Consider the following 20,311-nt stretch of genomic DNA (forward strand, 5'->3'; position numbering starts at 1 on the left):
TCAGCCGATGAAGACGCCGGCGAGGGTCTTCTTGCCGCGGCGCAGAACCGACACCCCGCCCGGCAGCGTGCCCTGCACGGTCGCGTCATCGTCGGCGACCTTCACTCCGTCGAGCGTGACACCGCCCTGGGCGATGGCGCGACGCGCCTCGGACGCGCTGGCGACGAGTCCCGTGGCGACGAGCGCCTCGACCACGGGTGTGCCGACAGCCACCGTCGCGTTCGGGAGCTCGTCGAGCGCCGTGCGCAGCGTCGCCGCGTCGAGCTCGCTCAGATCTCCCTGCCCGAACAGCGCCTCGGATGCGGCGATGACGGCGGCCGTCGCGTCAAGACCGTGCACCGTGGCGCACACCTCGAGCGCGAGGCGCTTCTGCGCCGCGCGACGGAACGGCTCGCTCTCGACCAGCGCCGCGTACTCCTCGATCTCGGCACGCGTCAGGAAGGTGAAGACCTTGAGCCGCTCGATCACATCGGCGTCGGCGGTGCTGAGCCAGAACTGGTACATCCGGTACGGGCTGCACATCTCGGCGTCGAGCCAGACGGCGTTGCCCTCGCTCTTGCCGAACTTGGTGCCGTCGCTGTTGGTGATCAGCGGCGTGCCGATCGCATGCGCCGACACGCCCTCGACACGGTGGATGAGGTCGGTTCCGCTGGTGAGATTGCCCCACTGATCGCTTCCGCCGGTCTGCAGCACGCAGCCGTACTGCCGGTAGAGCTCGAGGAAGTCCATGCCCTGCAGGATCTGGTAGCTGAACTCGGTGTAGCTGATGCCTGCCTCGGAGTTCAGTCGAGCCGCGACCGCATCCTTCTTGAGCATGGTGCCCACGCGGTAGTGCTTGCCGATCTCACGCAGGAAGTCGATGGCGCTCATCGGCGCCGTCCAGTCGAGGTTGTTGACCATCCGGGCGGCGTTGTCGCCCTCGAAGCTCAGGAAGCGCTCGACCTGCGCGCGCAGACGCTGCACCCATTCCTCGACCGTCTCACGCGTGTTCAGCGTGCGCTCGGCCGTGGGGCGAGGGTCGCCGATCAGTCCGGTGGAGCCGCCGACGAGGCCGAGCGGCTTGTGCCCGGCGAGCTGGATTCGACGCAGCGTGAGCAGCTGCACGAGGTTGCCGAGATGCAGGCTGGGTGCGGTCGGATCGAATCCGCAGTAATACGTGATGGGATCCCCGGCGAGAAGGGCGCGCAGCGCCTCCTGATCGGTGGACACGTGGACGAGGCCGCGCCACAGCAGCTCGTCCCACACGTTCTCGAACGTGGGATCGAGCGCCACGGAGGCGGTCGTCAGAGCGGGATTCGACACGCGTTCCAGGCTATCAGCGGCGCTCGGCTCAGCTGTGCACACCCCACCACAGCAGGAATGCGGCACCCAGGGCGACGACCCAGCTGACCAGGCTGCCGACGAGGAAGTACTCGGCGCGTGCACCGGTCTCGCCGTCTTTGGAGATCTCCGGGAACCGGACGATGCCCTTCGCCGCGAGCATCGCAGCGAGAAGCGAGTACGCGCCGGCGAGCGTCAGCACGACGACGAGCAGGCGTTCGAGGGGGCCGATCAGCCTGCCGCCCTGGAAGCCCGACGCACCCTGCTGGGGTTGACGCAGCTGCCCTCCGCGGAAGCGTCCGCCCGCCTCGACGGGGCGCCAGGTGCCCTCGCGGTCGAGGGCGGCGCGCACGATCAGGTTCCCCGATTCTGCGACGACGAGCAGCACGCCGACGGCGAGGACCGCAGCGTCGAAGCCGATCTCGCCTTCGGGCGACGGCAGATGCCAGACCTCGCCGATGAGTCCCGGGGTATCGCGCTCGGGCATCAGCGCGGTGGTCGCACCTGCCAGCACCGCGAGCAGCACCGCAGGCCAGAAGGATGCGCTGCCCGTCGCATCCAGTGGCATCGACCGCACCCAGGCGAGTCCGACCACGACCGCGATGGCCGCCTGCACGCCCGCGTCGCTGAGGACGCCGGCTACCACGATCGCCGTCGCCAGCAGGATCAGGAGGACCACGCGGACGACGGACCGGGTGGCGAAGCGCCGGATCAGGTCGGCGGCGCCGGCCGCTGCCAGGGCCAGCCCCGCGAGGATCATGAACGCTCCCCCGTCATGAGCGCCAGCCCATCGAGAAGCGCGGCAGCGCCCGAGCTGCGCAGTGCCTTCGACACAGCGGGCTGCGTGATGCCCTCCTGCTCGGCGAGCGCGCTCTGGGAGAGTCCGCCGATACGGCCGTAGGTGAGGCGCCGCTCGCGCTCGGTCATGCGCACGACGATCGCGTCGCGCGCCAGCAGATAGGCGTTGCTCGTCGACACCTGGGATTCCATGACCTCATCCTGCCCGGGGGCGGCGACAATCCAGCTGCGGGCCGTCGGCACGGCTCGCTCCTGACGGGCGTGCACCGTATCGATCGCCTCTCGCGCGGCCCACCAGCCCGGGCCGTCGGTGAGCTCGCGGTGCGCGGACTCGATCGCGCGGATCTCGCCGATGCCCAGCCCATAGCGGAACTCGATGCCCTCCGGCAGCGCGAGCTGCAGCAGCAGCACGCCTGCCAGCGCGTCGTCGAGAGTGCGGTACACGCCCTGCTGCTCGTCGCCGACCGTGGGCTGCAGCGGCTGATCGGCGAGCGGATGCTCGCGCTGGACGCGCACGATCGTCTCGTCGAACACCCGCTGGGCTCCGGCCCGGTCGCGGAGTCGACGTGAGCCGACGATGTCGGCGATCACTGCGACGACCATGCCATCACCGTAGCACGAATAGTTTCGATTTATGCCCCATTCGGTTATAAGTCGGAACTATTCGCGGAGACTCCGATCAGAGCCCGATGGCGTGCGCGGCGGCCTGAGCCCGCGCCACGAGCTCCGCGCGCTGCTCGACTACCCTCTCCGGCGCCGTTCCCCCTACGCCTGAGCGGGACGCCACCGATCCCTCGATCGTCAGCACCTCTCGCACGTCGGCCGAGAGGTGGTCCGAGACCGACAGCAGCAGCTCGTCATCGGCGTCCTCGAGCCCGATACCGCGCTCTTCGCATGCGCGCACCAGCGCGCCCGATATCTCATGCGCGTCGCGGAACGGCACGCGCCGCTTGACCAGCCACTCGGCGACATCGGTCGCGAGCGAGAAGCCCTGCGGCGCGAGCTCTGCCATCCGCTCGGCGTCGAAGCGCAGCGTCGCGATCATGCCCGCGAACGCCGGCAGCACCACCTCGAGCGTCTGCACCGAGTCGAAGACCGGCTCCTTGTCTTCCTGCAGATCGCGGTTGTACGCCAGGGGCAGGCCCTTGAGCGTCGCCAGCAGACCCGACAGGTTGCCGATGAGACGACCGGACTTGCCGCGCGCGAGCTCGGCGATGTCGGGGTTCTTCTTCTGCGGCATGATGCTCGAGCCCGTCGAGTACGCGTCGTCGAGGGTGACGAAGCCGAACTCGCGAGTGTTCCAGAGGATGATCTCCTCGCTCAGACGCGACAGGTCGATGCCGGTCATCGCGGTAATGAAGGCGAACTCGGCGACCACGTCACGCGCCGAGGTGCCGTCGAGCGAGTTCTCGGCTGGGCGGTCGAGACCCAGCTCACGGGCGACGAGTGCCGGGTCGAGTCCGAGGGTCGAACCTGCCAGCGCTCCTCCGCCGTACGGAGAGACGCCCGCGCGGCGACGCCAGTCCACGATGCGCTCCAGCTCGCGGACCAGGGGCCATGCGTGAGCCTGGAGGTGATGCGCGAGCAGCACCGGCTGCGCATGCTGGAGATGCGTGCGCCCCGGCAGGATCGCGTGCGGATGAGCCTCGGCCTGGGCCACCAGCGCATCGATCACGCGCAGCAGATGCTTGGCGATGACACGGGCATGGTCGATGAGGTACATGCGCACGAGCGTGGCGATCTGGTCATTGCGGCTGCGACCGGCGCGCAGGCGGCCGCCGATGTCGGCGCCGACCTCGGCGATCAGCGCCTTCTCGAGCGCGCCGTGCACATCCTCGTCGCCCGGATCCGGCAGCAGCGTGCCGTCTGCGATGCGGGCGGCGAGAGCGTCGAGTCCGTCATGCATGATGCGGGCCTCGTCGGCTTCGAGGTACCCGGCCGCCTCCAGCGCCGTGGCGTGCGCATGCGATCCGGCGATGTCGTACGGCGCGAGGATCCAGTCGAAGTGCGTCGACCGGCTCAGCTCCGCCAGCTCCGGAGACGGCCCGCCGGCGAAGCGGGCACCCCACAGCGCGCCCTCGTTCGTGCCGTGTGCGTCTGCACCTGCATCCGCGCTCATCTCGTCTCGCTCCCGTCGCTCAGCGCACCGCGTGCTGCGTCCTCCTGCTTGCCGAGCAGCCAGACGAGCAGCGCCTTCTGCGCGTGAAGGCGGTTCTCCGCCTCATCCCAGACGACGCTCTGCGGGCCGTCGATGACCTCGGAGTCCACCTCGTAGCCGCGGTCGGCGGGAAGACAGTGGATGAAAATCGCGTCGGCTTCCGCCTGCTCCATGATCGCCGTGGTCACCTTGTACCCGCCGAGTTCACGGAGACGCTCGATCTTCTCCTCCTCCTTGCCCATCGACACCCAGGTGTCGGTGACGATCACATCCGCGCCCTGCGCGGCCTGGCTCGGATCGGCGACGAGTGCGATGGAACCGCCGGTCTCGGCCGCACGCTTCTGCGCGGCGATGACCACATCGGCGCGGGGAGCATAGGAATCGGGCGAAGCGATGCGCACGTGCATGCCGGCGGTGACACCGGCGAGCGCGTACGAGTGCGCCATGTTGCTGCGTCCGTCGCCGAAGAATGTGAGCGTGAGTCCCTTCAGATCGCCCTTGTGCTCGCGGATGGTGAGCAGGTCGGCGAGCAGCTGACACGGGTGGAAGTCATCGGAGAGCGCGTTCACGACGGGCACGCGCGTGCCGCGTGCCATCTCTTCCAGGCCCGCCTGCGCGTACGTCCGCCACACGATGGCCGCGACCTGGCGCTCGAGAACGCGCGCGGTGTCGGAGGGGGTCTCCTTGCCGCCGAGCTGGCTGTTGGCGGTCGAGATGATCAGCGGCGACCCGCCGAGGTCTGCGATGCCGACCGCGAACGAGACGCGCGTGCGGGTCGACGACTTGTCGAAGATCACGGCGACGGTCTGCGGACCGGCCAGCGCCTTGCTCGCCCAGCGGTCCTTCTTGAGCTCGATCGCGAGGTCGAGGATCTCCGCCTGCTCGGCGGGGGTCAGGTCGTCGTCGCGCAGCAGGTGGCGGGTCACTTCGGCTCCTTGATGTCGGGAAGGTTCTGGGCGACGGCTGTGAGAGCAGCGCCGAAACGCGTGACGAACTCGTCGATCTCATCGTCGCCGATCGTGTAGGCGGGTGCGATGCGGATGACGTCGTCCGTCGGCGCATTGACGATCAGGCCGCGTTCGTGCGCGGCGGCTCGGACGGCGGCGGCGACCGGCTGGGTGAGGCGGATGCCGATGAGCAGGCCTGCGCCGGACGTGCCGCCGACGAGCGGCAGCGACAGCACGGCCTCGCGCAGCTGCGCTCCGCGAGCAGTGACATTCGCGAGGAGGTTCTCGCTCTCGATGTGACCGAGCACGGCGTTGGCGACGGCGCTCGCGAGCGGATTGCCACCGAAAGTGGAGTTGTGCGTGCCGGGATAGAACAGGTCGCTGGCGGCACCGAAGGTGATGAGCGCGCCGAGCGGGAAGCCCGCTCCGATGCTCTTAGCCACGGTCACGGCATCCGGAGTCACGCCCTCGCGCTGGAAGGCGAACCACTCCCCCGTGCGTCCAGAGCCGGTCTGCACCTCGTCGAGGATCAGCAGCGCATCGTGCTCGGTCGTGAGCTCGCGGGCGCGGGCGAGGAACCCGGCCGGCAGCTCGACCACTCCTGCCTCGCCCTGGATCGGCTCGACGATCATCGCCGCGACGGCGTGCGATGAGAAGGCCGACTCGAGGCCCTCGATCGAGCGCTCGACCGTGATGACATCAGGGAGGGCGGGCTGGAACGGGTCACGGTACGCAGCCTTGGGCGTCAGCGAGAGCGTACCCATGGTTCGTCCGTGGAAGGCGCCCTCGACGACGAGGATCGCCGTGCGTGCGCGCCCCTCGGTCTCGGCGAAGCGCGCACCGTGCAGCCGCGAGAGCTTGATGGCCGTCTCGTTGGCCTCGGCGCCGGAGTTCGCCAGGTACACGCGCCCCTGCTCACCCGTGCCGGCGAGTCGTTTCAGCCGTGCGGCGATCTCGAGCTGCGCCGGCGAGGCGAAGTAGTTCGAGACATGCGAGAGCGTCGCCGCCTGGCGGGAGACGGCGTCGACGAAGACAGGATGGGCATGCCCGAGGCAGTTGACCGCGATGCCGCCGAGGAAGTCCAGGTAGCGGTTCTCGTCGGCATCCCACACCCAGGACCCCTCGCCGCGGGTCAGCAGCGCCAGCCGTCCGCCCAGGCTCATCAGGTCTCGTGCGGCGTCTTCGCTCCACTCATGCATCCTTGACCACCTCCGTGCCGATTCCCTTGCTCGTGAACAGCTCGACGAGCACCGAGTGCGGCACCCGTCCGTCGATGATGGCTGCGGCGTCGACGCCGCCCTCGACGGCGTCGAGGCAGGCGCGCATCTTGGGGATCATGCCCGACTCGAGCTGCGGGAGCATGGCGGTCAGGTCGTGCGACGTGAGGTGCGAGACCAGCGAGTCGCGGTTCGGCCAGTCGGCGTAGAGACCCGGCACGTCGGTGAGGATCACCAGCTTGCGGGCGTTCAGCGCGACCGCGAGTGCGGATGCCGCGGCATCCGCGTTCACATTGAGAGACTGGCCGGGGTGATCGAGGTCGGGCGCGATCGACGAGACGACAGGAATGCGTCCGGCGGCGAGATGATCGAGGACGGGAGTCGGGTCGACCTGCACGACGTCGCCGACGCGACCGAGATCGACCTCCTCGCCGTCGATCATGACCCCGCGGCGACGGCCGCCGAACAGACCCGCGTCCTCCCCGCTCAGGCCGGTGGCGATGGGGCCGTGCGAGTTGATCTTGGCGACGAGCTGAGGGTTCACCTGACCGGTGAGCACCATGCGCACGACCGAGATGGCCTCGGTGTTGGTGACCCGGTACCCGCCCTTGAACTCACTGGGGATGGCGAGCCTGTCGAGCATGTTGGAGATCTGCGGACCGCCGCCGTGCACGACGACGGGCTGCACGCCGACGTAGCGCAGGTAGGCGATGTCCTGGGCGAAGGCCTCCTGCAGCTCGTCCGAGACCATCGCGTTGCCGCCGTACTTGACGACGACGATCTGGTCGCGGAACTTCTTGAGCCAGGGCAGGGATTCGATGAGGGTGGCGGCCTTGACGGCGGCCTCCTCGGGGGCGGTGTCCTGAATATCCGTCATGAGGCGTATGCGCTGTTCTCGTGCACGTAGTCGTGGGTCAGGTCGTTGGTGAGGATCGTCGCCGTGGCGTCGCCGACCTTGAGGTCGATCTCGATATGCGTCTCGCGAGGCGTCAGATCCACCTCCTCGCGGGGCCGGTCCGGTCCGCCCGCGGTGCACACCCGCACTCCGTTCATCGACACGTCGACGTCATACGGGTCGAACTGGGCGGAGGTGGTGCCGATCGCGGCGAGCACCCGCCCCCAGTTGGGGTCGTTGCCGAAGATCGCAGCCTTGAACAGGTTGTTCCTGGCGACGGAGCGGCCGACCTCTACGGCCTCGGCCTCGGTCACGGCGTTCTTCACTTCGATCGCGATGCTGTGACTCGCGCCCTCGGCGTCGGCCTGCAGCTGCACAGCCAGGTCGCGGCACAGGTCGGCGAGAGCGTCGGCGAAGTCGTCGAGGTCGGGCCGGATGCCGCTGGCCGCGCTCGCGAGCAGCGTCACCTGGTCGTTGGTGGACATGCATCCGTCGGAGTCGAGTCGGTCGAAGCTGACCCCGGTCGCCTTGCGCAGCGCCGCGTCGGCTTCGGATGCCTCCAGATCGGCGTCGGTGGTGATCACGACCAGCATGGTGGCGAGCCCAGGTGCGAGCATGCCCGCGCCTTTGGCCATGCCGCCGATCGTCCATCCGCCGCGGCTGATGACGGCGGTCTTCGGCACGGTGTCGGTGGTCATGATCGCGGCGGCCGCATCGTCGCCCCCGTCAGGGCTGAGGGCTGCGATGCCGCGCTCGAGGCCGTCGAGCACCTTGGTGCGGAAGACCTCGTCGCCGGTGCCGATCAGGCCGGTGGAGCACACCAGCACGTCGCCGGCACTGACATCCAGCAGCTCCCCGGCCTTCTCGGCGGTGAGGTGGGTGGTCTGGAAGCCGAAGGCGCCGGTGAAGCAGTTGGCACCGCCGGAGTTCAGCACGATGGCCTCGACCACCCGGTCGACGATCACCTGCTGCGACCAGATGATGGGGTTCGCCTTCGCGCGATTCGTGGTGAACACGGCGGCGCCCACCTTGCGAGGGCCGCGGTTGACGACGACGGCGACGTCGGGCTTGCCGGTGCTCTTCAGACCGGCGGCGACTCCTGCCGCCTCGAATCCCTGGGGGGCGGTGACGCTCACGGCGCGACTCCGTTCACGGTGAGGGCGCGGCCTTCGGGCAGGCCGAGCGCGATGTTCATGGACTGCACAGCGGCACCCGCGGTGCCCTTGACGAGGTTGTCGACGGCGGTGACGATGGTCACGCGGTTCGCCGCGCGGTCGATCGCCAGGCCGATCAGCGCGGTGTTCGCGCCGAGCACGTCTGCCGTGCGAGGGAAGTGCCCTGCTGGCAGCAGCTGCACGAAGGTCTCGTCACTGTAGGCGCTCTGCCACGCGTCGCGGATCTGCGCGTCGCTCACCCCCTCGGCGATGGTCGCTGTCGAGGTGGCCAGGATGCCCCTCGCCATCGGCACGATCACGGGCGTGAATGAGATGCGGATGCCGTCGGGCGCCGTTCCGGATGCCGCGGCGAGCGCCTGACGGATCTCGGGGATGTGCCGGTGCGTGCCGCCGACCGCGTAGGGGTTGGCGGTGCCGAGGATCTCGCTGCCGAGCAGGTTCGTCTTCAGGCTCTTTCCCGCGCCGGACGGGCCCACAGCCAGGACACTGACGATGTCGGATGCCTCGATCACACCGGCTGCCACACCGGGCGCGAGGCTGAGGCTGACGGTGGAGGCGTTGCAGCCGGGGGCCGCGATACGCCCCGCACCCCGCAGGTTCTCGCGCTGCTTGCCGCCATCGACGAGCAGCTCGGGCACGCCGTAGGTCCAGGGTTCGTGGAATGCACCGCCGTAGAAGGCGTCCCACGCGTCCTCTGAGGTCAGCCGGTGGTCAGCCCCGGCATCGATCACGAGAGGAACGTCGCCCAGGGCGTCCGTGTACTGACCCGACTGCCCGTGCGGCAGGGCGAGGAAGACGACGTCGTGGCCGGAGAGGATCTCGGGAGTCGTGTCCTGCAGAGTGAGGTGCGCGAGCGAGCGCAGATGCGGCTGGTGCTCGATGAGCGCCTGACCGGCGTTGGAATGCGCGGTCACGGTGCGGATCTCGATGTCGGGATGGGCGGCGAGAAGCCGCAGGATCTCGCCTCCTGCATAGCCGGATGCGCCGGAGACGGCGACGGAGTACGTCATGCTTCCACCTTAACGGTCGGTGCTCGGTCGACCCGGGAGATGACGCGGGCGAGAGCGGAGAACGGGGCCGGGGCGGCGACACCGGCGCCGTGCCCGCCGAGCATGACGGGAAGCGCGGGGTCGCCTAGAGTCGGCGGCCGCCGCGGCGTCGGCGCACAGGAGCAGCGCTCAGAAGGCGCTGAGCGATGTGGTGTGCGGCCGAGGGCATGCCGTGACAGTAGCGCCGGGAACGCGGCGTTCGCAAATCGAGGTGTCCCCGGCGCCACGGTTCAGCGCAGGTCGAAGAACGCCCGCTCGTGCTCGGACGCGAGCATGAACGCGCGCTGCATCCGCCGCCTGACCTGCTCGTCGGCAGTGGCCGCCGCCGACATGACGAAGCCGATCGCTCGCTCGCTCGCCTCGGCGAACCCCGGGTCGGCGTAGGTCGTGAGCCACGACGCGTAGCGATGCCGGGGATCCAGAGCGCGTGCTCCGAACGCACCCGCACGCAGGCGGGCGCCGAGGTCGGCGTACAGCCAGAAGCAGGGCAGCACCGCCGCGATGAGCACCGCGTACTCGCCGGAGAACGCCGCCGCCCGCAGGTGGTCGAGGTAGGCGGTCGTCACCGGGCTGGGCTCGGCGTCGAACGTCTCGGCTTCGACGCCGGTCTCTGGTGTGAGCCACGACGCGTGCAGCTCGAGCTCGCCGTCGATGCAGCCTCTCGCCGATTCCGCCCAGAAGGCCTGCTCCTCAGGACTCGGCGCGAGACGCGCGGCCTCGGCGAGAACCCGCGCGTACTCGCGCAGGTACAGCGCGTCCTGCGCGAGATAGCGGAGGAACCGCTCGCGGTCGAGAGAGCCGTCCGCCAGCGCGCGGATGAACGGCAGCTCGTCGATGGCCGTCCGGACGTCGGCGATGCCCTGCCACCACTCGTCACGGACCTCATAGGGCGTGGGGCGGGTTCTCAGGCCGCCCCGCTGCCACAGTCCCGCGAAGTGATTCACCGGACCATGGCCCCTGCCCACGTCGAGCGCGTCGCCGGCGCGCAGCGACTCCCGCAGCCACGCGCGCGCCTCGCACACGGCATCCGGCCACTCGTTCCCCGCGGCACGCAGCGTCGCCAGCCCGGACGACAGCGAGCACCCCGTGCCATGCGTGCTGCCGGTCTCGATGCGCGCGCCGTCGAAGGCGGCGATGACGCCGTCTTCGCCGACGAGGGCATCCGGCGCCGACGGGCCGCCGAGGTGACCACCCTTGGCGAGCACGAGGGCGCCGGTCTCGGCCGAGACGCGCTGCGCGGCGCACAGGGCGTCGTCCCAGCCATGCAGCGGCCGCCCCGCGAGCACGGCCAGCTCGGCGAGGTTGGGAGTGACGACATCCGCGAGGGCCGCGAGGTCACGCAAGGCCGATTCCGCCCGTGCATCGAGCAGTCGGTCGCCGCTGGTGGCGACCATCACGGGGTCGAGCACGACCGTGGCCGGCCGATGCGCGGAGAGCCATTCGGCGACGGTCTCGATGACCTCGGCGCTCGCCAGCATCCCGATCTTCACCGCGTCGATCCCGATGTCGTCAGAGAGGGCTCGCAGCTGGTCGCGCAGGAACCCGGCCGGAGGCACGTGCACAGCACGCACGCCCTGGGTGTTCTGCGCGGTCAGCGCCGTGATCGCCGCCATGCCGTAGCCGCCGTGCGCGGCGATCGACTTGAGGTCGGCCTGGATTCCGGCACCGCCGGAGGGATCGCTGCCCGCGATGCTCAGCACCCGCGGCGCTGTGCGCCCCGTCCACAGCCGCCTGATCTCCTGCGCCGCCTGCCTGGCGTCGTCGGCGGCGCAGATGGCAGAGACGACCGCGACGCCGGCAGCGCCCGCCTCGCGGAGGGGTGCGATGTCGTCGACGCCGATGCCGCCGATCGCCACGGCGGGAACCGGGCTGTCTGCGGCGAGCGCACGGAATCCATCGACGCCCAGAGCCGGAGGATGATCCGGCTTCGTGGCGGTAGGGCGGATCACTCCCACACCGATGTAGTCGACCGTTCCCGCGGGCAGGGCACGGACGGCATCGAGATGCGCGGTGGTGTTCGCGGTGAGTCCGATCAGCGCATCGGGGCCGAGCAGGCGCCTGGCGTCGGCGACGTGGATGTCGGACTGGCCCACATGCACGCCGTCGACGCGCGCTCCCCGCCGTCGGGCCTCGACCACCGCATCGACGCGATCGTCGACCACGAGCAGGGCCCGACCGGCGATCGCCTCGCTCAGCGCGATCAGCTGCTCGACGATCGAGGCGTCCGGGGCGTCCTTGTCGCGAAGCTGTACCACGGTGACACCGCCGGCCACTGCATCGCGGACCGTGTCGACGACGCCCCGATCGCCGCACAGGTCCGGATCGGTGACGAGATACGTCGACAGGTCGGCACTCACAGCGCACCCGCCTCGATGCGGTTGGTGCTCTCGTCGACGCGCGCTTCGGCCTCGATGTCAGCAGGATCGATCCCGGAGAGCGCGTCGAGCAGGGCGACGGCGAAGCTACCGGGGCCGTCCGCCGCGCGGGCGGCGTGCTCGGCGGCGATCGTGTACACCAGCGTCGCGGAGGCGACGGCATCCAGCGCGTCCGCTCCGACCGAACGCGCCGCGCCGAGGAACGCCGCCATGAGCGCGCCGAGGGCGCAGCCACCGCCGGTGACGCGAGTGAGCAGGGCGTCACCGTTCGCGATGCGGATCGTGCGGGTGCCGTCTGTCAGCAGGTCGACCGGCCCGGAGACCGCGACCACGCTGCCGCATCGCTCGGCGATCGCGCGAGCGGCATCGATGGCCGCATCCGGCGCATCGACGGCATCCACGCCCCGACCTCCTGCGCCGGTTCCCGCCAGCGCGAGGATCTCGCTGGCGTTGCCGCGCACGGCCGTCGGATGCAGCGATGCGAGTTCGGCGGCGAGCGCGGTGCGCACGGGCAGCGCGCCGACCGCGACGGGGTCGAGCACCCACGGGGTGCCGGCGGTGTTCGCTCCGGCGACGGCCTCGAGGCTCGCCGCACGCTGCTCCGGGGTGGGCGTGCCGAGGTTGATCAGCAGCCCGGACGCGACTCCGGCGAACATGCCGGCTTCTCCGACGATGTCGACCATCGCCGGTGACGCTCCGACGGCGAGCAGGGTGTTCGCGGTGAAGCCGGTGACCACCGCGTTCGTGATGCAGTGCGTGAGCGGTGGCGCCTCTCTCACGCATGTCAGGAGGGCGGCGGCGACGGCCGGGACTCGGGTGGACGGACGCAGAGGATCGCTCATGGGCGACATCCCTTCGCTAGTACGAACTAGATCAGGTTCGACGGGTGTGATCTCAGCCGCGGATGCGGCACCCCGTGTCACTGCACGCGAGTCTAGCGAGGCGTCGGTCGTGTTCAGCGCCGAGAGACGCCGGATGTCAGGACGACGTCAGCTCGTGGATCAGGGCCTCCTCGTCGTCGCGGCTCAGCCCCGCCCGCCGCTCGCGGTCGAGACCGCGAGCGCGCTCGTCGTCGAGCACAGCGCGGATGGTGTCATCCGGCGGGGTGAGGCGTCCCCCGGCGGCGCGATACGCGGAGTTGTCACGACGCATGAACCCGGGCATGTCGGCCGGCAGCCACAGCGGCAGCGAGCGCTCTCCCATCCAGTACTGCACATCATGAGCTTCGAGCCAGGCGTCGCCGGCCTCCAGCAGCTCGCCGGTGTGGCCGGCTGCCGCACGGATGCGGCTGAGCAGGTCGGCGAGCAAGTGCACATCCCCGATGGCGTTCACAATGCCCCGGCGCGGCTTGCCGGAGAGGAACTCCGCGAGGTCGTCGACGTCGATCACCTGGGCCGAGCGTCCGGCGAGCTCGGGCACCAGCACCGGCCCGATGCCCGCCCTCGCGAAGGCCGCCGCCCAGTACCCGAATCGGTCGCTCGGGTCACCAGGGCCGACGATCAGCCCTGGTCGCACGATGAAGGCTCGCTCGCCGAGAGTCGAGACCGCCTGTTCGGCGGCGACCTTCTGGGCACCGTACTCGTACTCGTCGCCGGGTCGCGCAGGCGCATGCAGCTCGCCCGACTCGTCGAGCCCCTCGCTCGCATCGTCGGAGTACACCGACATCGATGAGACGTACGTCCAGTGCTCGGTGCGATCGCCCAGCGCCTCGACCGCCTGCGCGACGTGCTCTGCGCGCGAGGAGATGTCGACGATCTCGTCCCAGCGGTGCTCGGCGAGCCGGTCGTACACCCCGGGTGCATCGCGGTCGCCTCGAAGCAGGACAGTGCCGTCCGGCGCCGCCCGATCGCCGCGCGCGAGACAGGTCACCTCCGCTCCGGCATCCCGCCATCGACGCGCGATGCGCCCCGAGAGCCATCCTGTTCCACCGAGTACGAGCACCTTGGTCATGCCGCAATGACACCACTCGGCTGGAGGCGACGGAAGCGATTCCGCTCAGAGCGTCAGACGGCGCTCACCATGGCATCGGACGGTCCGGGCCGCGCCGGGAGTCGTCCGGCATGTGCGGAAGACTCTCGCCGCCGGAGCGGATGCACAGCCAGCGCAGCTCTGCCGGACTGTCCGGCAGGGCGCGCCAGGTGCGCCAGACGCCCTGGCCCACGCGCACCACCGTGCCCTCGGCGACGTCGACGACGTCATCGTCGAGACCCATCTGGCCGCGGCCGCCGAGGAAGACGTACAGCTCCTCGACCTTCTCGTGCACATGCCAGTAGCCGGCCTGCTCGCCTGGCACGAGCGCATTGGCCGTCATGCCGATGTACTGCATGGTCAGCTCGTGGTCCACGACACGTCGTCCGTCGCGCGAGCGCGCCTCATCGAAGCCGCCGTGGAAGGCACGCCAGTCCTGCTGCGCGCCGATCTCGATCACCTGGTAGTCGCTCATCCCTGCTCCTCGATGTCGTCGGTCTTCTCTGCGCGCTCGACGCCGTGCACCCAGCCCCGGTCTCGCAGCCGGTAGATCAGCCGCACGTGGTCGCGATCGGGGCGTCCCTGCCAGAACTCGACGCGCTCGGGGACGACGCGCCACAGCATCCACTCCCCCGGCAAGACGCGGGCGCGCGCCGACCGGGAACGCGCGGCGAGGTCGGCGGCGCTCTCCTCAGCCGTCGCCTCGACCACCCGGCCGCGCACACGGACCGCGCGCATGAGCGGCTGCCACCAGAAGGCGAGCGCTGCGCTGGGCCGGCCGGCCAGCTGCATGCTCTTCGCCGAGCGACGGTGCCCCGCGAATGCCCAGCCCCACTCGCTCACGTCCTTCAGGATCAGGGTGCGGGCATCAGGCATCCCCTCGGAGTCGACCGTCGCGAGCGTCATCGCAAGAGGCTCGGCCACGCAGCGATCCAGTGCGTCGTCGAGCCAGCTCAGGAACAGCGCAACCGGGTCTGCCGGCGCATCGCTGGGGTCGAAGGCGGGGGCGTCTCCGGTCAGGCTCGGCACGGCCCTGAGGCGGGCGGCGGTGGTCATGCTCTGAGCCTACGCACCGCCGGGGCTCGGAGGGTCCGCAATCGCAGCAGCCCTCCTGAGCCGACCGGCTCAGAAGGGCTGCTCGCAGACGGGTCAGTCGCGGATGCTCGCGCCGACACGCTCCGCCGCGAGAGCGACGCCGGCCATCTTGGCCTCGCTCGCCTCGGCGGCTGTCAGGGTGCGGTCTGATGCCCGGAAGCGCAGCGCGAAGCTGAGGCTCTTCTGCCCCTCGCCCAGGCCATCGCCACGGTAGTCATCGACGAGACGCACCGACTCGAGCAGTTCGCCGGCGCCCTCGACAAGGGCGTCGCGCACCTCGGATGCCGGCACCTCGACGCCCACGGCGAGCGAGACGTCCTGAGTCGCGGCGGGGAACGTCGACAGCGACTCGGCAACCACACGGTGACCGGCGAGGGTCAGCACGCGATCCAGATCGAGTTCGAGCACGTAGGCCCGACCGGGGAGGTCCGCGTCGGCCGAGACCTGCGGGTGCAGCTCGCCGACGTAGCCGACCTGCTCACCGGCGACGGTCAGCGCTCCGGCACGGCCGGGGTGCAGGGCGGCGCGCTGCGTCTGCTCGACCTCGATCTCGACACCGGCTGCGACGGCGATCACCCGCACGGCGTCGAGGGCGTCGGACAGGTCGACGTGCTCGGCGGCGCGGCCAGGCTGGCGCGTGGTGATGCTGCCCGTCAGCAGCGCCGACACGAGGCGAGGCTGCGGCGGGATCGACGCGTTCAGCTCGGCGAGCGTCTCGTCCGAAGGGCGCTGACCGAGTGGCGGGACGATGTCGGTGCCGTACACGACGCCCTCTTCGGGCGTGAACACCGAGCCGACTTCGAACAGCGCGAGATCGACCAGCCCGCGCGAGATGTTGCGGTGGGCGGTCTGCATCAGGCCCGGCACGAGCGAACGGCGCAGGAACGGCAGCTGGCCATCCAGAGGGTTCGCCAGGCGGATGCCGGACAGGTGCGCTCCGGAGGGCGAGCCGTGCAGATCGTTCTGCTCCTGCGTGGTGAAGGGGAACGACGGCGTCTCCACGAAGCCGGCCGCGGCCAGGGCATCCGCGACGCGCTTGCGGCCCACCTGGAGGGCGGTGTAGCCGCGGCCTGACGGCGGCGTCGGCAGGACCGACGGAATGCGGTCGAGTCCGTGAATGCGCGCGACCTCCTCGACGAGTGTCCACTTGTCGGTCAGGTCGCGCCGCCAGCTCGGCGGGATGACGAACCAGCCGCCGTCGGCCTCGGAGACCTCAGCGCCGATCATCTCCAGCGCGCCCGTGATCTCGTCGTCGGTGTAGTCGACGCCCACGACGCCCTGGGTGAAGCCGCGCGGCAGATCGATGCCGGCGATCTCGACCTCGGCGTACAGCGCACCGCCCTCGTCGGTCAGCGTCCCACCGGCGAGCTCGACCATGAGGTCGGCGACGCGGCGCGCGGCGACGAAGGGGATCAGCGGGTCGACACCGCGTTCGAAGCGCTTCGACGCCTCGCTGGGCAGCTTGTGCCGACGGGCCGAACGGGCGATCGTCACCGGGTCGAAGGTGGCGGCCTCGATGAGAACGTTGCGGGTCTCATCGCTCATCTCCGTGGTGCCGCCGCCCATGACGCCGGCGAGGCCGATCGGACCCGAGCCGTCGGTGATGAGCAGGTCCTCGACGTGCAGGTCTCGTTCCTGGCCGTCGAGCGTCGTCATCCGCTCGCCGGCGGTCGCACGACGCACGACGATCCCGCCCTGCAGCTTGTCGAGGTCGTAACCGTGGACCGGGTTGCCGAGCTCGAGCATGACGTAGTTGGTGATGTCGATGAGCACGCCCAGGGATCGCATCCCCGCGAGGCTCAGTCGCGCGACCATCCACGGCGGAGTGGGGCGCGACGGGTCGACCCCGCGCACGACGCGTGCGACGAACTCGCTCGCGCCGACCGCACCGCGGATCGGGTTCTGATCGTCGACGCGGATCTCGAAACCCGCGCCCGGCTGCAGCTCGGCGAAGTCGCGATCGGCGGGGTCGCGGAACTCCGCTCCGGTCGCATGCGAGTACTCGCGAGCGAGTCCGCGCATCGAGAAGCCATAGCCGCGGTCGGGCGTCACGTTGACGTCGACGGCGAAGTCGTCGAGGTGCAGAAGCGCGATGGCATCCGTGCCGACCTCGGGGTCGAGCCCCAGCGTCGACAGCACGATGATGCCGTCGTGCTCGTCGCCCAGACCCAGCTCGCGTGCCGAGGCGATCATGCCGTCCGAGACGTGACCGTAGGTCTTGCGAGCGGCGATCGGGAACGGGCCGGGCAGCACTGCGCCAGGCAGTGTGACCACGACCTTGTCGCCGACCACGAAGTTGTGGGCGCCGCAGACGATGCCCCGGGGCTCGGCCTCGCCGACATCCACCTGGCACCAGTTGATCGTCTTGCCGTTCTTCTGCGGCTCCGGCTCGATCGACAGCACCTGACCGACGACGACCGGACCCGAGATCTCGAAGCGGTGGACATCCTCCTCTTCGAAGCCGACCGACACGAACGACTCCAGGACGTCCTCAGCCGTGGCATCCGGTGCCACATCGACGTACTCGCGCAGCCATGAGAGAGGAACGCGCATCACACCACCATCCCGAACTGCTCGCTGAAGCGCACATCGCCCTCTGCCATGTCGCGCATGTCCTTCACATCGCTGCGGAACATCAGGGCGCGCTCGACGCCGATGCCAAAGGCGAACCCGCTGTACACCTCGGGGTCGATGCCCGCCGCGCGCAGCACGTTGGGGTTGACCATGCCGCAGCCGCCCCACTCGATCCAGCGCGCGCCGCCCTTGAAGGTCGGGTGCCACAGATCGAACTCGGCTGACGGCTCGGTGAACGGGAAGTAGTTGGTGCGCAGGCGAGTCTTCGCCTCGGCGCCGAACAGCTGCTTCGCCAGGTGATCGAGCGTTCCCTTGAGGTGAGCCATCGTGATGCCCTTGTCGACCACGAGACCCTCGACCTGGGTGAACACCGGAAGGTGCGTCGCGTCGAACTCGTCGGTGCGGTACACGCGTCCGGGGCACAGCACGTAGATCGGCACCTCGCGATCGAGCATCGAGCGCACCTGCACGGGGCTCGTGTGCGTGCGCATCACGAGATGGCGCGAGGTCGGGTCGACGTAGAACGTGTCCTGCTCCTGTCGGGCAGGGTGATCCTCGTCGAAGTTGAGTGCGTCGAAGTTGAACCACTCGTGCTCGAGCTCGGGACCTTCCGCGATCTCCCAGCCCATTCCGACGAAGATGTCGCTGATCTGCTCCTGCATGAGCGGCAGCGGGTGGCGGGCGCCGACGCGAGAGCGCGACGCGATCGCGGTGATGTCGACTCGCTCGGCCTCGAGGCGCGCCGCCGTCTCGGCCTCGGCGAGCTCGGCCTCCTTGGCGGCGAGCGCCTGGGTGACCCTGCCCCTCCCCTGCCCGATGAGCTTTCCGAACGCGGCCTTGTGCTCGGGCGCGACCTGACGCATCGAGGCGTTGAGAACGGCCAGCGGCGAGCCCTCGGCGACGTGGGCCCCGCGGGCGGCCTTCAGCTCTGCCGTGTCGGCTGCGGCGCCGATCGCGGCGAGCGCGGCGTCGACGGCCGACTCCACCGCCTCGGGTGTGATCTGGGGTGTTTCGGGCGAGTCTGACACGAGAGAAGAGTCTACCGGCGGACGGGCTGCCGCCCTGCCCGCGGCCTCCGGCGTGATCGAGCGGCGAGAAGCAGAGAAGGCGTCCCCGGTCGGGGACGCCTTCTCTGCCGCGTCTTGGGTCAGAACTGCGCGGGCGGGGCGCCCGAACCCGGGTCGAACTTGCCCGCACCGCGCTGCATGGCGATGACTTCGGTGACCGTCGACTCCCCGTGGATGCGGGGGTCGGCGCCACCGGCATCCGGCGTGTAGCCCTTGAGCTTGGGCGAGTGCCGCGTGCGCACCTCCACCCACTTCGCGATCCCGGCGAGGATCAGGCAGAGCGCGATGTAGATGCCGCCGATGACGAACGCCGACTGCAGGATCGGGCGACCCTGCTGCGAGCTGAGCAGCTTCGCGTAGTACAGCAGCTCGGGATAGGTGATGATGAAGCCGAGCGCGGTGTCCTTGAGCGTGACGACGAGCTGCGCCACGATCACGGGCAGCATGGCGCGCACGGCCTGCGGCAGCAGGATCAGGCGCATGACGCCGCTCTTGCGCAGACCGATCGCGTAGCCGGCCTCCTTCTGGCCCTTTGGCAGCGACTCGATGCCGGCGCGGAGCGCCTCGGCGAGCACCGAGCCGTTGTAGACCATCAGGCCGATGACCACGGCCCAGTACGGGTCCATGTCGACGCCGACCACGGGCAGGCCGTAGTACAGCAGCATCATGAAGACCAGCACCGGCACGGCGCGGAACAGCTCGATGATCACCCCGACCGGGATGCGCACCCACGCATGGTCGGACAGCCGCCCGATGGCGAGCACGAAGCCGAGGATGAGACTCAGCACGGCTGCGAGGGCGAAAGCGCCCAGCGTCTTGCCCAGGGCCCCCAGGATCCCCATCCACACGTTCGAGAACGTGAAGACGTACCATTTCTGCGGCTCGAACTGTCCGCTGGCGTACATGCGGTAGACGACGAAGCCGATCGCACCGAGGACGACGAGGATCGTGATGACGGCGAGGATGCGGTTGCGAGCGATCGCCCGCGGACCGGGTACGTCATAGAGCACTGAGGTCATCGTGCGATCCTCCACTTGTTCTCGAGGTGGCGCTGCACCGCGCTCATCGCGAGCACCAGCACCACGAAGACGATGGCGACCCAGAGCAGGACCTCCATCGGGTTGCCGGGGCGGCCAGGTGCGTCGTTGATCGTGGCCCGCAGAGCAGCGAGCTCGCCGATCGAGAAGCCGGCGGCGACGGTCGTGTTCTTCAGCAGCGCGATGAACACGCTCATCATGGGCGGCACGACAGACCGGAACGCCTGCGGCAGCACGACCAGGGTCATGACCTGGCCGAACGGCAGGCCGATCGCGCGTGCGGCCTCGGCCTGCCCGACCGGCACCGTGTTGATGCCGGCGCGCAGGACCTCGGCGACGTACGTCGCGGTGTAGATGCCGATGGCGAGGATGCCGAGCACCGTGTTCGACAGGTCTGGCAGGCCCAGCTGCGGGTAGCCGAACACGAAGAAGAAGACGAGCGTCAGCGGGGTGTTGCGGACGATGTTCACATACGCCGTGCCGACGGCACGCGCGATCGGCACGGGCGAGACGCGCATGGCGCCCACGATGATGCCGAGCACGAGCGCGATGAGACCGCCGATGAAGAACACCAGGAGGGTGTTCGCGATCGCCTCTCCCCACAGGTCGAGGTTTCCGAAGATGACGTCCACGCCG

18 protein-coding genes and 1 riboswitch are annotated in these 20,311 nt (G+C 69.8%); all 18 genes read right to left on the minus strand.

The annotated features are described in order from the left end of the window. Nucleotides 1-1,302: a tyrosine--tRNA ligase gene (gene tyrS / locus JOE67_RS02735; RefSeq protein ID WP_204974044.1), complete on the minus strand. Its 1,302-nt coding sequence runs from the start codon at nucleotides 1,300-1,302 to the stop codon at nucleotides 1-3. 28 nt (nucleotides 1,303-1,330) lie between these two features. Continuing rightward, nucleotides 1,331-2,080, minus strand: a complete 750-nt coding sequence (locus JOE67_RS02740; protein WP_204974045.1) for a hypothetical protein — start codon at nucleotides 2,078-2,080, stop codon at nucleotides 1,331-1,333. Next, nucleotides 2,077-2,721, minus strand: coding sequence for a SatD family protein (locus tag JOE67_RS02745; protein ID WP_204974046.1), 645 nt, complete (start codon nucleotides 2,719-2,721; stop codon nucleotides 2,077-2,079). The genes JOE67_RS02740 and JOE67_RS02745 overlap by 4 nt, the downstream gene beginning before the upstream one ends. A 76-nt stretch (nucleotides 2,722-2,797) precedes the next feature. Beyond that, nucleotides 2,798-4,237, minus strand: a complete 1,440-nt coding sequence (gene argH / locus JOE67_RS02750; protein WP_204974047.1) for an argininosuccinate lyase — start codon at nucleotides 4,235-4,237, stop codon at nucleotides 2,798-2,800. Further along, nucleotides 4,234-5,202 carry an ornithine carbamoyltransferase gene (gene argF, locus JOE67_RS02755; RefSeq protein WP_204974048.1) on the minus strand — a complete coding sequence of 323 codons (969 nt, stop codon included), beginning with the start codon at nucleotides 5,200-5,202 and terminating at the stop codon, nucleotides 4,234-4,236. Before argF ends, argH begins: the two co-directional genes overlap by 4 nt. Next, nucleotides 5,199-6,422, minus strand: a complete 1,224-nt coding sequence (locus tag JOE67_RS02760; protein ID WP_204974049.1) for an acetylornithine transaminase — start codon at nucleotides 6,420-6,422, stop codon at nucleotides 5,199-5,201. Before JOE67_RS02760 ends, argF begins: the two co-directional genes overlap by 4 nt. Beyond that, complete coding sequence (gene argB, locus JOE67_RS02765) at nucleotides 6,415-7,317, minus strand: acetylglutamate kinase (protein WP_204974050.1); 903 nt, start codon at nucleotides 7,315-7,317, stop codon at nucleotides 6,415-6,417. The genes JOE67_RS02760 and argB overlap by 8 nt, the downstream gene beginning before the upstream one ends. Further along, nucleotides 7,314-8,471 (minus strand): bifunctional glutamate N-acetyltransferase/amino-acid acetyltransferase ArgJ, encoded by a 1,158-nt coding sequence (gene argJ, locus JOE67_RS02770; RefSeq protein ID WP_204974051.1) that lies wholly within the window; start codon nucleotides 8,469-8,471, stop codon nucleotides 7,314-7,316. Before argJ ends, argB begins: the two co-directional genes overlap by 4 nt. After that, on the minus strand, nucleotides 8,468-9,520 hold the full coding sequence (argC, locus tag JOE67_RS02775) for an N-acetyl-gamma-glutamyl-phosphate reductase (protein ID WP_204974052.1): 1,053 nt from the start codon (nucleotides 9,518-9,520) through the stop codon (nucleotides 8,468-8,470). The genes argJ and argC overlap by 4 nt, the downstream gene beginning before the upstream one ends. Nucleotides 9,521-9,789: 269 nt before the next feature. Then, a complete protein-coding gene (locus JOE67_RS02780; RefSeq protein ID WP_204974053.1) occupies nucleotides 9,790-11,916 on the minus strand; it encodes a bifunctional hydroxymethylpyrimidine kinase/phosphomethylpyrimidine kinase in 2,127 nt (708 codons plus the stop codon). Then, on the minus strand, nucleotides 11,913-12,776 hold the full coding sequence (thiM, locus tag JOE67_RS02785) for a hydroxyethylthiazole kinase (protein WP_204974054.1): 864 nt from the start codon (nucleotides 12,774-12,776) through the stop codon (nucleotides 11,913-11,915). The genes JOE67_RS02780 and thiM overlap by 4 nt, the downstream gene beginning before the upstream one ends. Then, a riboswitch (TPP riboswitch) is annotated at nucleotides 12,768-12,861 on the minus strand. It overlaps the preceding gene by 9 nt. Nucleotides 12,862-12,912: 51 nt before the next feature. After that, nucleotides 12,913-13,884, minus strand: coding sequence for an NAD-dependent epimerase/dehydratase family protein (locus JOE67_RS02790; RefSeq protein ID WP_204974055.1), 972 nt, complete (start codon nucleotides 13,882-13,884; stop codon nucleotides 12,913-12,915). Nucleotides 13,885-13,948: 64 nt separating this feature from the next. Further along, nucleotides 13,949-14,377, minus strand: coding sequence for a cupin domain-containing protein (locus JOE67_RS02795; protein WP_204974056.1), 429 nt, complete (start codon nucleotides 14,375-14,377; stop codon nucleotides 13,949-13,951). Next, a complete protein-coding gene (locus JOE67_RS02800; RefSeq protein WP_204974057.1) occupies nucleotides 14,374-14,958 on the minus strand; it encodes a pyridoxamine 5'-phosphate oxidase family protein in 585 nt (194 codons plus the stop codon). Before JOE67_RS02800 ends, JOE67_RS02795 begins: the two co-directional genes overlap by 4 nt. Nucleotides 14,959-15,051: 93 nt before the next feature. After that, nucleotides 15,052-17,550, minus strand: coding sequence for a phenylalanine--tRNA ligase subunit beta (gene pheT / locus JOE67_RS02805; protein WP_204974058.1), 2,499 nt, complete (start codon nucleotides 17,548-17,550; stop codon nucleotides 15,052-15,054). Next, nucleotides 17,550-18,599, minus strand: a complete 1,050-nt coding sequence (gene pheS / locus JOE67_RS02810; RefSeq protein WP_204974059.1) for a phenylalanine--tRNA ligase subunit alpha — start codon at nucleotides 18,597-18,599, stop codon at nucleotides 17,550-17,552. Before pheS ends, pheT begins: the two co-directional genes overlap by 1 nt. A gap of 119 nt (nucleotides 18,600-18,718) precedes the next feature. After that, nucleotides 18,719-19,657, minus strand: coding sequence for an amino acid ABC transporter permease (locus JOE67_RS02815; protein WP_204974060.1), 939 nt, complete (start codon nucleotides 19,655-19,657; stop codon nucleotides 18,719-18,721). Then, the gene (locus JOE67_RS02820; protein WP_204974061.1) at nucleotides 19,654-20,307 is read right to left on the minus strand and encodes an ABC transporter permease subunit; all 654 of its coding nucleotides are present in this window, start codon (nucleotides 20,305-20,307) and stop codon (nucleotides 19,654-19,656) included. The genes JOE67_RS02815 and JOE67_RS02820 overlap by 4 nt, the downstream gene beginning before the upstream one ends. Nucleotides 20,308-20,311 lie beyond the last annotated feature (4 nt).

Origin of the sequence: Microbacterium esteraromaticum (assembly GCF_016907315.1) — a bacterium.
Classification (GTDB): Bacteria; Actinomycetota; Actinomycetes; order Actinomycetales; family Microbacteriaceae; genus Microbacterium; species Microbacterium esteraromaticum.